Here is a 13565-nt window from a genome sequence, read left to right on the forward strand (position 1 = left end):
ATATATCCATCAGCTTTGGGGCCGCTCCGTGCATATGGAATCAGTCATAGAAGGAAAAGAAGTCCTGTTTTCTTATGATGGAAAAGGCATTCACCGGAAATATTTATAAAGTTGATAAAACTGCCGGTCACTCGGCAGTTTTCTTGTTTTTGTCTCATTAAAGATTTACGGAAGGGCACCGATATTCGTTCTGTTCCGTTCCGTGGTGGCTTATCTGACAGGGGATGTTGAGGGGGCAAAAGAGTGTGCATACAACTTCCTGAAACAGGAGTTTGCAGTGTGAATCTGGCATCTAGTTCATGCGATCCTGGTATTCCTGCAACTATTACTAACGATAGTTCTTGCTGTGGCAACTATGTACAAGTGAGAATGGAAATTAAAAATAATTCCTGTTTTGAATAAACCAAAAGACCAGTCTGATGAACTCGACTGGTCTTATTAAATTGATGCTTTTTTGAGATGAAGTATTAAATTACTTTTGGATAGGTGTTGTTAAACATTTTATTCTTTCATCTACAATTCGAAATCTTTAATAACAGCAGTTGGACGTAATACTTTTTCCGAATTGAACTCTTCTAAAGGTTCTTCATTTTGAACTTTCTTTACCCAGTCGTGATTAGCCAATGCTCCTTTACCTAAAGTTATAATATCAGCATGACCATTATTAATCATTTCAGAAGCTCTTTCTGGCTTCTCTAACTGTCCATTTGCGATTATAGGTAATTGACTATACTCTTTGGCAAGTGCTGCAAGTGAATCTTTTCCTGTTTCAAATGCAGGTTGCCACGCTTTAAATTCTGTTACATGAATATAATCAAGATCTGCTTTTCCTAATGCTCCAAAGATAATCGCGGCGTCCTGCTCTTTGCCTGACCAATGATAGGAGTAATCATTCACTTTTGATTGTGAAATTCTTATACCAATAGTAAAGTCTTCTCCTACCGATTTTCTAACTTCCTGAATTATTTCTACTAATAACCTAACTCTGTTTTCTGTTGTGCCACCATATTCATCAGTACGTTGGTTTGTATATTCCGTTAGAAACGCATCCAATAAATAACCATTTGCTCCATGTAGTTCTATCCCATCAAAGCCAACAGATTTAGCTCGTTTTGCAGCTTCAACAAAACTGTTTTTAACATAAGCTATTTCTTCTTTTGTTATTTCTCTAGGTAATTGAAAGGGTCCTTCCCCTAAATAAAATTTTAGCTGTTCTCCTTTTGGTTGAACAGAAGAAGGAGCTACTGTTTCATCAGTGAAACGATTTCCCTGAGATAATGGCCCAGTGTGTTGTAACTGCATAAAGATTGCTGATCCTGCTGAATGAACAGCATTAACAACTCTTTTCCACTCTTGTGCTTGCTCATCAAAAGCGATACCTGGCTGATAATCGTAAGTTTGACTATATCTATCATCAATATAAGTTCCTTCAGTAATAATAAGTCCAAACCCACCTTCAGCAAAAGAACTATAATACTTAATCATATTATCTGTGACAAAACCTTTTTCAGTAGCGCTAATACGGGTCATTGGTGCTACGCCTACTCGGTTACTTAACGTAAAAGTTCCTATATTGAATGGTTCAAATAATAAAATTGTATTGGACATGATGTTTGCCTCCTCTTTTTTGCAAAAAAAAATGTATAATCTGATTAGTATTTGATTTATCAACTGCTTGATATTAGTTTAAATCTTCTATGTGGTTTAGTAAAATTGATATATTAGATAATTAAGTTCAAAAAAATTGAATTAAAGGAGATTTAATTATAAATGGAACTCCGTCAACTGATTACTTTTAAAACGATAGTAGAAAAAGGTGGGTTTAATAAGGCGGCAGAACACCTTGGTTATGCACAATCCTCCATTACTACTCACATCAAAGAACTAGAGAAAGAATTAGGTAGACCAGTTTTTGATCGCTTAGGAAAGAAAGTTATGTTAACTCACTATGGAAATGAATTTTTGTCTTATGCGATCAAAATCATTGAACTATATAATCAGTCATTAAATATTGACAAAGAGCCACAAGGCGCTTTAACTTTAGGGATTTCCGAATCTTTAACGATTTGTCGAATTCCGTCTCTTCTTCTCGAATATAAAACGAAATATCCTAAAGTAAAGCTTTCATTGAAATCACTTGAAAATTATGATGTTACAAAAAGTCTTCAAAATGGGGAAATTGACATAGCCTTATTATTAGAAAAAGATGGTTGGAGACAAGAAGAACTTTACTCTGAAAAACTTATCAGAGAAAGAATGGTTTTAATTAGCTCTCTAAATGTAGAAGATTTATCTCAAACAGCACTGTACTCCGAATCTAGATGTAGTTATAAATCTGTTTTCGATGAATATATTCGCCATCAGAATATGGACGTAACAGAAAGTTTAGAATTTCAAAGTATAGAAGCGATAAAACAATGCGTTAAAAGTGGTTTAGGTGTATCACTAGTTCCTTACTTTTCGGTCAAAGAAGAATTAGAAAGCAATAAGCTAAAAGGAGAAATTATTCCACAACACCATTCCTCTATATCAACATATTTGACTTATCATAAGGATAAATGGCTTTCCCCTTCGATAATTCGCATGATTGAACTCATACAAAACCACGCAAAAACTTGGTACTATTAATTCTTAAATAGAGAACCTGACTAGTCGAGGGGACGTGTAGGCTAAGTTCTCCACAGTGGGAGTTAGTTTGAAACCATCTATTAAGCAGACTACTATTAATAATTAATGGTTGAATATTTAATGCTTGATTAAATAAGAATATGCTTATACAATGATGTTGGATAATCATATAAGCATATACTTATTTAATTTGGGCTAGGAGGGATGAAATGCAATGAATGAGGCGTTGGATATAGAAACCACGGCAAACATTCTTAAATTACTAGGCGATAAAACCCGTTTGACCATGATTAAGATCATGTCTGAGCATGAATGCTGTGTCTGTGAATTTGTGGATCTATTCGAGATGAGCCAGCCAGCTATAAGCCAGCATTTACGAAAGTTGAAAGATGGCGGGATCGTGAATGAAGCGAGGAGGGGACAATGGGTTTTTTACTCGTTAAACCCGTCTTCTTCCCATTACTCATTTATTCAGGCGGTCATCAAGGATTTGCCAAGTCAAAACTTTAAATTAGAAAACTTAACAGCACAAGGAAAACGGATTTGTTGTGACTAACTAGGAGGAGAACATCAGTGGGTACAGTTATATTAGCTAGTATCATCTTTTTGCTGACGTTGACATTCGTCATCTGGCAACCCAAGGGATTGTCAATCGGCTGGTCAGCATGCGGGGGGGCGGTACTTGCCTTACTATTTGGGGTTGTTGACTTCAACGATGTAATTACTGTTACAGGTATTGTATGGAACGCGACGTTGGCGTTCATTGCTATTATCATTATTTCTTTGATTTTAGATGAAATTGGTTTCTTTGAATGGGCAGCTTTACATATGGCTAGAGCGGCTAAGGGAAATGGAGTAAGGATGTTTGTGTATGTGAGCATTCTCGGTGCTCTAGTCGCTGCGTTCTTTGCAAATGACGGAGCCGCTCTCATTTTAACTCCGATTGTTTTGGCGATGGTTCGAAACTTGAAGTTAGAAGAGAGAATGATCTTCCCATTTATCATCGCGAGTGGGTTTATTGCAGACACTACATCCTTACCGCTTGTGGTAAGTAATCTGGTCAACATTGTTTCTGCTGACTTTTTTGATATCGGATTTATTGAGTTCGCATCTAGAATGATCGTTCCCAACCTGTTTTCATTAGTAGCAAGCATCCTGGTATTATATTTGTACTTCAGAAAGAGCATTCCGAAGAATTATGATATGGCTCAATTGAAGAAGCCAGTCGATGCCATTCGGGATGTGAAAATGTTTCGCCTGTCTGGGATTGTTTTAGGCATTCTGTTGGTAGGCTACTTTATCAGTGAATTTTTGAACATTCCTGTATCCATCATTGCAGGTGTTATCGCCATATTCTTCTTGTTTATGGCAAGACGAAGTCCAGCTGTTAATACCAAGACCGTTGTAAAAGGCGCACCATGGGCGATTGTGTTTTTCTCCATTGGAATGTATGTCGTGGTGTATGGAATGAGAAACGTTGGATTGACGAACATTTTAGCTGACCTTATACAAGTAACAGCTGATCAAGGATTATTCGCTGCTACTGTCGGGATGGGCTTCATCGCAGCTATACTTTCATCGCTTATGAATAACATGCCTACGGTCATGATAGACGCTCTTGCCATTTCTGACACCCATACAACTGGAGCAATAAGAGAAGCCCTGATTTATGCAAATGTCATCGGTTCGGACTTGGGACCAAAAATTACACCGATTGGTTCTTTAGCTACGTTATTGTGGCTGCATGTCCTTTCATTAAAAGGCGTGAAAATCTCATGGGGAACTTACTTTAAAACGGGAATCATCTTAACCATCCCAACATTGTTCATCACATTGGCCGGCTTATATATATGGCTGCAAATTATTCATTAAACCTTACTTTACAAACAAAGGAGAGAAACCGCATGGCTAAGAAAACGCTATACTTTTTATGTACTGGTAATTCTTGCAGAAGCCAAATGGCAGAAGCATGGGGGAAGAAATATTTAGGTGACGAATGGCAAGTGCTTAGTGCAGGAATCGAGGCCCATGGGTTAAATCCCAAAGCAGTAAAAGCAATGAATGAAGTTGGGTTGGATATCTCCAATCAAACATCGGATATCATTGACCCAGATATATTGAATAATGCCGATTTTGTCGTAACATTATGTGGGGATGCGGCTGACAAATGTCCTATGACACCACCGCACGTTAAACGTGAACATTGGGGCTTTGATGACCCGGCAAAAGCGGAAGGAACAGATGAAGAGAAATGGGCAACCTTCCAACGTGTTCGAGATGAAATAGATGAAAGAATTGCACGTTTCTCTAGAACCGGTGAATAAATGAAATTGAAAAGCCGTGGATGTTAGCAGGCGGACCAAAGACCATAAAGAAAGAGCTGCCAAAATCGGCAGCTCTTTTCATCATTAAATCTTAATATCGACCTTAGCATTTTTCTGAAGTTCTTCGACATGCTTCACAAGCTTTTCTTGTTTCTTTTGCTGCTCTAGTTGTTCCTTGATTTGCGGCTTCATTTCTTCGAGTTTCTGTACCTTCTGTCCGCTTGTTTTAGCTTGCTCCGCAACCTGGTCGTAATACTTTTGGATTTCTTCATCAGTTGCTTCTTCCACTTTAATCTCTTTTTCAACGTACTTCGTATATGGGATGTTCTCTGCGATCTGGGCATTCAGCATTTCCGAATTCAGACCTGCTTGCTTCAATGCCGCCTTGAATTTTTCTTCACTCTCATATTGCTTCTTGATTTCGGCAAGTTGCTTTTCAATTTCGGCCTTGGAAGCTGTGTAGCCCTTTTTATCAGCTGCTTGAAGCAGCAATGTTTGCCCCACTAAAGAGTTGAGCGTTTGCTCTTTAATTTGTTTGGCGCCCTCCTTGGATGTGGGGTCTTGTCCGAATTGCTGCATCTGCATTTGTGTGGTGGATAACACGGTATTATATTCCGCACCTGAAATTTTTTCGTCATTGACGATGGCTACCGTTTTCTTTTCATCCACCTTTTGCTTGTCTAGTTTCTTCTGCATTTCTTCCATCTGTTTTTGCTGTTCCTCAGTTGCTTTAGCCGTTTCTTTCTCAGTTGTTTTAGTCTCTTTCTCGTCATTTTTCTTATCAGCTTCATCGTTCGAACCACAAGCCGTTAGAACAACTGCCAATAATCCAATGATGATTGGGTACAATAGTTTCTTCATATTTCAGTCTCCTCTCGTATTCAATGCTAAAAAATCATCTAATGCGCATTATAAAGGAATTTCCCATTAAAACACAATTAATTCATTCTTTTTTCCAGAAAACAGGAAGATAGTATAGGCATCATCTCATTATATAAGTGTAACATTCGCGGAAATGAACCCATTTACCCTTCGTCATGCAAAATTCTTAATGGGAATGCGAAGGCTTGATACCTGGTGGGCAGTCAGAAACTTGTAATCAATCTCTTAATCACAAAACGTAACTACCGTAAATTGGTTTAGTAAAAGAAAGACTCGTCAGAAGATTCTTGGATACTCTTCTAGGAATTAGCGGTTTATATCTCTACTTAATTTCCACATGTGTGTTTCTTCATCGATCGATATCAGCGGTTCCACCAGCTTTTTGACAAAAAACTTAGTCGACAGAACCCTTGTATAAGTAGTTTATTATAAATATACATTTGTTTGAAAGCTTCCTGTAGGAGATTTTAGAGATAAGTAAATCTCTCGATGAATCTCTTTTGAAATGAAGGGATATTTTCTCTTCCAGGTTAGTATTCAAAACATACAAAAACACATTTCCTTTTTCCTACAGAAAGCGGCTAACAATTTTACACGCAAGTTATTAATATAAAGACAAGGAAAAAATTCCAATTTTTAAGAGACTATCTGATGATTTGTCAGCGCTTCCATTACAGTTTGGTCCTAATAAAGGAGGATACAATTCATGGACGTGGTTGAGCAAGAGTGTAGATTATGTAAGCGCTCAAAATAAGTCAATACATCCTATGGGTAATTATCATTAATTTTTAAAATATATTCTAGGAGGATAATTGAATGAAAATAAAAAAGGCTCCATTTCTTTCTTTACTAATGGTTGGTATTCTTGCTGTTGCTACTCCACTTGCTAGTGCAGCTGACAACAAGGCTAAAATGTTAGAAGTCCCTATTAAGGAACCTTCTGTTAATTTAATTTCAGATGTTGTTTACTCTCAGCAACCTATTTATGGTGATTCCAATGTTCCACTAGAAATGGATATATTACAGCCTGAAGGTAAAAAACCGCTTCCTGCAGTTGTATTTGTTCCAGGAGGTGGATTCATGTCAGCTAATAACGATAAGTCTGTACAACAAAGAATGATCATTTCAGAGGCAGGTTACGTTGTCGCTAGTATTGAATATCGGGTTACGCCTCAGAGTACCTTCCCTTCACCACTTGAAGATGTGAAAGCGGCCATTCGCTACCTGCGTGCCAATGCTGAAAAATTTAATATCGACCCTGAGAATACCGTTGTAATGGGTAGTTCAGCTGGAGGATATCTTGCTGCGTTTGCTGGAATAACAAATGGTTTGGCGGAATTCGATAAAGGGGAAAATCTAGATCAAAGCAGTGATGTGAAAGCGGTAATCGATTTATATGGGCTTTCTGACTTAACGAGAGTTGGAGATGGCTTTTCAGAAGAGATTCAGGCCCTTCACAAATCTCCTTCCGCACCAGAAGGTATGTGGGTAAATGGACCTTCCGTAATGAGCCCTGGTGGTTCGATTTTTGATAATCTTGAAAAAGCAGCCAAAGCAAACCCCATCACATATATCACTAAGGATGCACCTCCGTTCTTAATCATGCACGGAGATGAAGATACACTTGTTTCACCAAATCAAACTGAAATATTACACGAAAATTTAATTAACAAAGGGGTTGATTCCACTTATTATGTTGTAAAAGGTGCTGGCCATGGTGGAACTCACTGGGTGCAACCAAAAGTCATGAAAATCTTGATTAGCTTCTTAGATAAACACGTAAAAGGGAAAGAAAATAAAAAGAACTAAAAAGAGAAAAATGAATTGAAGCTAAATCCTTCCGTGAATCATACGGAAGGGTTTCTTAGTGTGCAGTGGATTCCAATTGAAATACGAAATTTTTATCTCAGTAAAAGAAGAAACAAAAAGTCTGCAAAGCTATTCTTCCAGAAAAGCTTTGCAGTCTATTTGAAATCAAACAAAAAGTAGAAAGAAAAAACTCTACATAAACATTAATACGAAACTAACAAGCAATTTTCAAATGAATTGTACTCGGTAGAAGATACTGATAAGGCCATAACAAACAAGGTTAGTAGCCAAAGGGTTAACTGAGAAGTCTACATAATATTATCTTACTAATAATTTATGGCTCGCCCTTTATAAATTGTTTAGGAATCGAAAGAGATTAGGATAAAGGGAGATTTGAAAACGGAGTTCCTTGCTTTTCAAAACACTATTATTCGAATGATTGAAGTCTAAGAAAAAAACTGTGCAAATTAAATTAGGGAACGTCTTCTTTCTTATATATCACTAAGCTGTTTTACTAGTTGGATAGGTTGCACTATCCGAATAGACTACATAATAACTGAAAATAAACTTCTTTTTTCCTACATTAAGTGGCTAACAATCCTTACAGCCAGCTAATAAAATTAGATTACGGAAAAGTCAGTTTCTTAAAAGGAGGGAACAGAGGTTACAAAAAAATGAAAGCGTTTCCTATTGGTGCAGGGTATGATTTGTTAAATGAAATCTAAAATTAAAGGGGGGCAATAATAATGAAGTTGATTAATCCAATGAAAGTAATTGACGGAAGCCGCATCCATTCATTCCATATTTGGCTTGTTTTCTGGCTTTTTCTCGTCATTTTGTTTGATGGATATGATGTTGTCATATACGGGGCTGTCGTTCCATCCCTTATTAAGGAGTGGGGAATATCGGATGTTACAGCAGGTGCAATTGGTAGTTATACGGTAATGGGTACAGCGGCCGGCGCAATCGTATTCGGGTTACTTGCAGACAAATTGGGCAGGAAGAAAATTATCTTGTTGACCATTTTCCTCTTCAGCTTTTTCACACTGCTATCTGGGTTCGCGAATGGACCGACAATGTTTATAATTTTTCGGGTCATTGCAGGTATTGGCCTAGGGGGAGTCATGCCAAATGTTATTGCCTTGACCACTGAATTTGCACCTAAGCACATCCGTTCTGCTCTCGTGTCATTCGTTTTTTGTGGTTATTCGGTAGGAGCTATAGCAGCTGCACTTACAAGCCGGTCGCTTCTGCCGACTGTTGGCTGGGAGCCCGTTTTCTGGCTCGCGGGAATCCCTCTTTTGTTTTTTCCATTGTTAATCAAAGTCATACCGGAATCTGTTAGCTTCCTAATTCAAACTGGTAGAGTGGAAGAAGCCAAGAGAGTTCTTGCCAAGATTGATCCTACAATAAACGTGAAAGAGGCAATAGAACTTAAGAAACCTGATGAGAGAACACCAGGTTCACCTGTTATAAAATTGTTTGAACAAAAACGTGCAATAAGCACCGTAATGTTCTGGATTTCCTGCTTCAGCGCATTTATTTTGATTTACTCGATGAATACATGGCTTCCACGCCTTATGATGCAGGCTGGTTATGACCTTAAATCAAGCCTCACCTTTATTGCGGTCATGCAAATCGGAGCTATTGTAGGGACCATCGTATTTGGCCGATTGGTGGATAAACTGGGCTTTAAGAAAGTACTTGTTCCCCTGTTTTTCTGTGGTGCGATTGCCCTGTCGCTCATTGGCTTCACGAACAGTCCATTTATCGCATATGGCCTGATTTCAGTAATAGGTGCTGCATCGGTTGGTGTACAGAATATGTCAAATGCATTTGTTTCCCAGTATTATCCTACTGAAATGCGTTCCACGGCCCTAGGCAGTACCATGGCTTTTGGACGTATGGGGGGGATAGTGGCTCCAACATTCGTAGGTATTCTTCTTACAATGAACTTGCAGCCCCAGTATAACTTCGCAGCAATTGCAAGCGCCGCTGTGCTTGGGGGATTCGCGATGCTGTTCGTTCAGGAGAAGCATGGTAATTATAATAAGGAAGCGGACAAACCTGAATCGGCAGAAGATCGTTTGAATGCCGCTAAATAATAGTCATAAATCCCGATGAGATACTCTCTTCGGGATTTATGACTGAGAGGAAGGGGAAGAGGAAATGAGCATAAACCTGAAGCATATTTTTACGGCAAACATACATGTGGACGATCCTATTGAAGTAGGGGATGTGGGAACGGGTATAAGAAGAGTCATTCCTATAACGGGTGGAACGTTTTCCGGACCTGGGATAAAAGGAATTGTTTTATCGGGTGGCGCGGATTACCAGATGATTCGATATGACGGCATGACGGAGGCACTTGCCCATTATACGATTCAAACAGAGGAGGGGGTGCTTATTTATGTTGTGAACAAAGGTTACCGGCATGGTCCCAAAGAAATTATTGACCGTATCATCCAAGGGGAAGAGGTTCCAATTGGATCTTATTATTTTAAAACGGCTCCCTTGTTTGAGACAGGAAGTGAAGAATATGCTTTTTTAAATCGAAATATTTTTGTAGGAGAAGGCATAAGAAGACCTTCTGATGTGCAGATGAAATTTTATCAGGTACTATGATTTTTGGTTTTCCCTCTTTCATTATATGTTTCTTCATTTACAATAGGATTAGGGAGAATTAGGAAGGAGGGATGGGCTGTGTATAGCAGTAAAAGAGAGAAATTAATGAGAAAAGTAGATAACCATTTGCGAAAGACATCGCGTTATCTGATTAAGATTGACACCGAAGAAGAGGCACTGCAGTACTTGACCGATTCCTTTCGTTCTGAACTATACTGCGATTTTGTTGGTGTTGTGTTAGAAGAGGGCGGGCAGCTTTTACCGAAAGCGTGGAGCGGCAACATACCTTCTGTAACCGAGGCCTTTCCATTTTCCACAGATGACTGTTCCTCCAAATTATTTCGTCAAAGTATGACGTATAAAACAGCGGAAGTGCCGGAAAAATGCCATATGGCAAAAGTATTGAAGAAGGCCAACATTAAAACATGGTTTACTGTCCCCCTCAAAGATGAAATTCACCATTTTGGCTTCTGCATAGTTGGTTTCTTAAGCTTCGTCCCGCTTTTGGATATGGAAGTCCACTTCGAGGAATTTGGAAAGGACATGGCAGTTGCCATGGCAATGGCGAGGGAAAAGGAAACACAGCTGAAAAAAATAGAAGGCATTGAATGGATTAGCAAAAACCTCTCACTCGATGCACCTCTTGAACAGCATATCGCCGAACTGACGTCTAGGGCAGGAAAAGGGACCAATGCCGACTTTGCGTGCATTTATTTATATAATGAAAAAGAAAACTGTTTTGTTTTCCAACAACCTGCTTACGGGAAGATGGAATACGCACACAAAATCCTGATCCAAGACAATTATATGCTGAAAGACTACTTTCCCTTTCTGGAAACACCTGGTGGGAATCAGCTAACGATTCCTCTTTTCAATGATCTGAAACCAATAGGAGTCCTGCATGTTGGGAATGAAGGGACAGGTGTATTTTCAGAAGATGATTTGAGAATGTTGGAGCTGTTGTCCAAACACGTTGCTGCTTTGCTCGAAAATGCTCGTTTATATCATAGCGAAAGAGATCATAAACACAGGCTTCAATTTCTTTTGGATTCTCAGCAAGCGCTTGTAAAAGAAACCGTTGAAGTTGACAATTTTGATGGCATCACAACCATGCTCGGCGGAATATTTCAAAGTTCGGTCATCTTATTTGACCGGTTTATGCGGGAGTTATCAGTTCTCGACTATGGACATGAAGGTGGTCCGCTATATACACATCAGTTGGCTGAAAGAGCAAAGGAAGAACTTGGTAACCAAAAAGGGAACGAGCTTATCACTATGCAAGATCCCACTAGCGCAGACTATTATTTTTCATTCTGGCCAGTTAGTGGCGGTGGCAATTTACTTGGCTACCTAGCCATTCGCAGGTCTGGTGTAGAAATGGATGAGTTCGACCGTCTGACGGTCGATTTAGCTCGGAATATTTGCTCAATCCAGTTTATAAAGCAAAAGCTCGTCCTGGATGCAAAAGAACAGGCAAAGGATAGCTTCATTAGCAAATTGCTGACAGAAAAAATTGATAATGAAGAAAGCATTATCCAATATGCAAACTTATTTCAATGGGACTTGTTCAGCCGCCATCGGTTGGCTGTTTTGTCCATAGAGCTTGATGTAAGTGAAATGGAAGGAAGCAATCTTCTTGAACAGCAGACGAAAAAAACGCTTGTTTGGGATTCAATAAAATCTCATCTGTCGGAGCTCGATCGCACTTTTATATCTGCATCACATGACGAAAAGTTTGTTCTACTTGTTTCAACTGAAATGGAAGGGAATAAGCCGAAAATGTTTTGGGCTACGCTTTTTAAAAGTATTCAGCGCTGGGTCGCGAAGGGATCTATCGAATGTAAAGTACTGATGGGGATCGGGAGTGAAACGGAGAATATCCAGGATTATTATGTGAGCTATCAGCAGGCCGTTCAGGCATTGAATATAGTTAGTAGTCGGTTCGAAAACACTGGTTATTCACTTTTTAAAGACCTCGGTTCCTATACCATTCTCCATCATTTGGGTCATTCAACTGCCATTGATTTATTTGTGAAGAGTCAACTAGGGCCTCTTATCAAATATTCAGAAGGGAAAAACATCGATTTGTTCAATACTCTCCATGTTTTCCTTCAAAATAACGGGAATGTAAAAGGTACGGCTGAAGAACTTTATATTCATCGGAGTTCCCTCATATACCGGCTTGAAAGGATCGAATTGCTTCTGGATGCCGAATTAAATGACGCTGAAGTCCGGTTCAATCTGATGATGGCATTAAAGCTTTATGATATGAATGGTGGACTTATCTAAAACAGCCTTTATAGGCTGTTTTTTTATCCTACAAAATAGCCGAAGTGATTATAGTTTTTTCCCTCATTTTGTAGGTACAAACCTAAGATTACCAAGGTTATAATTAATTTACAGAATATTGATAATTTTATATAGTCGGGAGATGGAGAGATGGCAATTCAAACAATTGGGGTAGTTGGTGCAGGTTCAATGGGTTCAGGCATTGCGAATCTAGCGGCAATGAATGGGTTTACCGTTATCTTGTGTGACATTGAAGACAGCTATTTGGAAAATGCAATAAAACGTATTGGAAAGTTTATGGATAAAAGTGTTGCAAGGGGAAAAATGACCGAAAACCAAAAACAGGAAACGCTTGGACGCATCCAAACCACGACGCTCCTCGAAGAAATGAAAGACGCGGACGTGGTGATTGAAGCCGTTCTGGAAGACCTTAATCTAAAAAAGGAAGTGTTCTCTGCACTCGACCAAATCGTTCGTGAAGGCGTGATTCTGGCAACTAATACATCATCGATGTCGATTACAGAAATTGCAGCAGCGACACAACGCCCGGAACGGGTGGCTGGTATGCATTTTTTTAATCCGGCACAATTAATGAAACTTGTAGAGGTGGTTCGTGGATATCAGACAAGCGATGAAACTGTAGAGGAATTGAAAGCGCTCTCTAAACAGCTGACCAAAGAGCCGGTGGAGGTGAAAAAAGATACGCCGGGATTCATTGTCAACCGGATCATGATTCCACAGTTTATCGAGGCGATCAAGTTGCTTGAAGAAGGCGTGGCTTCTGCTGAAGATATCGATAAGGCCGTTACACTAGGCCTGAACTATCCTATGGGTCCATTCACACTGCAGGACTTTGCGGGTGTGGATATTGGGTACCATGTGATGGAGTATTTCAAAGAGGAATTCAACGATGATCATTTTGCTCCCCCTCTTCTTCTGAAACAGCTAGTCAGGGCGGGGAGACACGGTAAGAAGACAGGCGCTGGGTTTTACGACTATGAATAATAA

At 39.2% G+C, this 13565-nt stretch carries 11 protein-coding genes and 1 pseudogene; 10 read left to right on the forward strand and 2 right to left on the reverse strand.

Translation table 11 applies throughout. The features are described 5' to 3' along the window. Positions 1–109 (forward strand): annotated as a pseudogene (locus tag AC1DIV_RS18370) (SpoVR family protein); the annotation flags it as partial. Between the two features lie 404 nt (positions 110–513). Here AC1DIV_RS18370 and AC1DIV_RS18375 read toward each other — a convergent pair. Further along, positions 514–1608 (reverse strand): NADH:flavin oxidoreductase, encoded by a 1095-nt coding sequence (locus tag AC1DIV_RS18375; RefSeq protein WP_252268752.1) that lies wholly within the window; start codon positions 1606–1608, stop codon positions 514–516. 162 nt (positions 1609–1770) lie between these two features. Here AC1DIV_RS18375 and AC1DIV_RS18380 point away from each other — a divergent pair, with 162 nt between their 5' ends. The 4 genes from AC1DIV_RS18380 to arsC all read left to right on the forward strand — a co-directional run bounded on the left by AC1DIV_RS18380 (position 1771) and on the right by arsC (position 4952). Continuing rightward, positions 1771–2628, forward strand: coding sequence for a LysR family transcriptional regulator (locus tag AC1DIV_RS18380; protein ID WP_252268754.1), 858 nt, complete (start codon positions 1771–1773; stop codon positions 2626–2628). A 214-nt stretch (positions 2629–2842) separates the two neighbouring features. Next, entirely contained in the window at positions 2843–3184 is a 342-nt protein-coding gene (locus AC1DIV_RS18385) for an ArsR/SmtB family transcription factor (protein ID WP_340874899.1), read from the forward strand. Between the two features lie 17 nt (positions 3185–3201). Further along, positions 3202–4500, forward strand: coding sequence for an arsenic transporter (locus AC1DIV_RS18390; protein ID WP_477577111.1), 1299 nt, complete (start codon positions 3202–3204; stop codon positions 4498–4500). Between the two features lie 32 nt (positions 4501–4532). After that, positions 4533–4952 carry an arsenate reductase (thioredoxin) gene (gene arsC, locus AC1DIV_RS18395; RefSeq protein WP_340874905.1) on the forward strand — a complete coding sequence of 140 codons (420 nt, stop codon included), beginning with the start codon at positions 4533–4535 and terminating at the stop codon, positions 4950–4952. A gap of 84 nt (positions 4953–5036) precedes the next feature. Here the strand turns inward: arsC and AC1DIV_RS18400 are convergent, their stop codons facing one another. After that, positions 5037–5813, reverse strand: a complete 777-nt coding sequence (locus AC1DIV_RS18400; RefSeq protein WP_048689699.1) for a SurA N-terminal domain-containing protein — start codon at positions 5811–5813, stop codon at positions 5037–5039. Positions 5814–6650: 837 nt separating this feature from the next. Here AC1DIV_RS18400 and AC1DIV_RS18405 point away from each other — a divergent pair. From AC1DIV_RS18405 to AC1DIV_RS18425, 5 genes are all read left to right on the forward strand, one after another. Continuing rightward, positions 6651–7643 carry an alpha/beta hydrolase gene (locus tag AC1DIV_RS18405; RefSeq protein WP_336863076.1) on the forward strand — a complete coding sequence of 331 codons (993 nt, stop codon included), beginning with the start codon at positions 6651–6653 and terminating at the stop codon, positions 7641–7643. 746 nt (positions 7644–8389) lie between these two features. Next, entirely contained in the window at positions 8390–9748 is a 1359-nt protein-coding gene (locus tag AC1DIV_RS18410; protein ID WP_340874911.1) for an MFS transporter, read from the forward strand. 64 nt (positions 9749–9812) lie between these two features. Next, positions 9813–10268 (forward strand): DUF3237 domain-containing protein, encoded by a 456-nt coding sequence (locus tag AC1DIV_RS18415; protein WP_264896481.1) that lies wholly within the window; start codon positions 9813–9815, stop codon positions 10266–10268. Positions 10269–10346: 78 nt separating this feature from the next. Further along, positions 10347–12557, forward strand: coding sequence for a helix-turn-helix domain-containing protein (locus tag AC1DIV_RS18420; protein WP_406594281.1), 2211 nt, complete (start codon positions 10347–10349; stop codon positions 12555–12557). Between the two features lie 150 nt (positions 12558–12707). Further along, complete coding sequence (locus AC1DIV_RS18425; protein ID WP_406594282.1) at positions 12708–13562, forward strand: 3-hydroxyacyl-CoA dehydrogenase family protein; 855 nt, start codon at positions 12708–12710, stop codon at positions 13560–13562. Positions 13563–13565: the final 3 nt, after the last annotated feature.

Source organism: Peribacillus sp. 05N428 (assembly GCF_056397085.1).

Excerpts from the sequence above, each read along its gene's own strand:
- AC1DIV_RS18380 (WP_252268754.1), top strand. The coding sequence starts at position 1,771 with ATGGAACTCCGTCAACTGATTACTTTTAAAACGATAGTAGAAAAAGGT.
- AC1DIV_RS18400 (WP_048689699.1), bottom strand. The coding sequence starts at position 5,813 with ATGAAGAAACTATTGTACCCAATCATCATTGGATTATTGGCAGTTGTT.
- AC1DIV_RS18410 (WP_340874911.1), top strand. The coding sequence starts at position 8,390 with ATGAAGTTGATTAATCCAATGAAAGTAATTGACGGAAGCCGCATCCAT.
- AC1DIV_RS18415 (WP_264896481.1), top strand. The coding sequence starts at position 9,813 with ATGAGCATAAACCTGAAGCATATTTTTACGGCAAACATACATGTGGAC.
- AC1DIV_RS18385 (WP_340874899.1), top strand. The coding sequence starts at position 2,843 with ATGAATGAGGCGTTGGATATAGAAACCACGGCAAACATTCTTAAATTA.
- arsC (WP_340874905.1), top strand. The coding sequence starts at position 4,533 with ATGGCTAAGAAAACGCTATACTTTTTATGTACTGGTAATTCTTGCAGA.
- AC1DIV_RS18405 (WP_336863076.1), top strand. The coding sequence starts at position 6,651 with ATGAAAATAAAAAAGGCTCCATTTCTTTCTTTACTAATGGTTGGTATT.
- AC1DIV_RS18375 (WP_252268752.1), bottom strand. The coding sequence starts at position 1,608 with ATGTCCAATACAATTTTATTATTTGAACCATTCAATATAGGAACTTTT.
- AC1DIV_RS18425 (WP_406594282.1), top strand. The coding sequence starts at position 12,708 with ATGGCAATTCAAACAATTGGGGTAGTTGGTGCAGGTTCAATGGGTTCA.